This is a genomic window from Christensenella hongkongensis (assembly GCF_000981035.1).
Classification (GTDB): domain Bacteria; phylum Bacillota; class Clostridia; order Christensenellales; family Christensenellaceae; genus Christensenella; species Christensenella hongkongensis.
In genome coordinates, this window is the sequence record NZ_LAYJ01000100.1 from 1 (window position 1) to 1317 (window position 1317).

Genomic DNA, 1317 nt, shown 5'->3' on the forward strand with positions numbered 1-1317 from the left:
CGGATCAAACGTATCGCCCACCGTATATGCTGTCTTCACCGGTTGCTTTGTGATTTCAATCATATCCAGAACAGGTACGAGCGCATTCACTGTAATGTCAAACGTCGCTGTTTTCTCTACGCCGTCCTCTTCGTACGTCACGGTCACTGTCTTTGTTCCCGCCGTGCTCATATCGGGTGTAGAAAGCGTGTATTCACCACTCGTCAGCACCTTGTCTGCGCCGCCGTTCGTATAGTGTGCCGTTATTTCCAGTCCCGCAGCATCAAACGTGTCGCCTACCGTATAAGTTGTTTTCGTCGGGTTCTCCGTCACCTCGATGCTGTCCAGAACAGGTACGAGCGCATTCACTGTGATGTCAAACGTTGCCGTCTTTTCTACGCCGTCTTCCTCGTAGGTCACTGTCACTGTCTTCGTACCGGATGTACCCATGTCAGGAGCAGACAGCGTATATTCCCCACTTGTCAGCACCTTATCCGCGCCGCCGTTGGTATAGTGCGCCGTCACTTCGAGCCCCGCAGGATCAAACGTGTCGCCCACCGTATACGTTGTTTGTGTCGGCTGCTCTGTCACCTCGATACTGTCAAGTACTGGTACAGGTGCGTTTACTGTGATGTCAAACGTTGTTGTCTTCTCTATGCCGCTTTCTTCATAGGTTACAGTAATCGTCTTCGTGCCGGAAGTGCTCATATCGGGCGTGGAAAGCGTGTACTCGCCGCTCGTCAGCACCTTGTCTGCGCCACCATTCGTGTAATGAGCTGTCACTTCAAGTCCTGACGGATTGAATATGTCACCTACCGTATACGTTGTCTTTGTCGGCTGCTCCGTTACCTCGATGCTATCGAGTACCGGTGCAGGTGCATTTACTGTGATGCTAAACGTTGCTGTCTTCTCTACGCCGTCTTCCTCATACGTTACAGTAATTGTTTTCGTTCCTGCGGTACTCATATCGGGCGTTGAAAGCGTATATTCCCCGCTTGTCAGCACCTTATCGGCTCCACCGTTTGTATAATGCGCGGTTACTTCCAGTCCCGCAGCATCAAACGTATCGCCTACCGTGTACGTTGTTTGTGTCGGTTGCGCCGTTACCTCAATGCTGTCCAAAACAGGAACCGGCGCATTCACTGTAATGTCAAACGTTGCTGTTTTTTCTACGCCGTCCTCTTCATACGTCACAGTAATTGTCTTTGTACCTGCCGCACTCATATCGGGCGTGGAAAGCGTATATTCCCCGCTTGTCAGCACCTTGTCTGCGCCACCGTTCGTATAGTGTGCCGTTATTTCCAGTCCCGCAGCATCAAACGTATCGCCTACCGTGTA

General features: G+C 51.4%; 1 protein-coding gene. It reads right to left on the minus strand.

What is annotated here, in order from left to right; translation table 11 throughout:
* On the minus strand, positions 1-1317 hold a 1317-nt coding region (locus CHK_RS08040), incomplete at both ends, for a bacterial Ig-like domain-containing protein (RefSeq protein ID WP_046443537.1).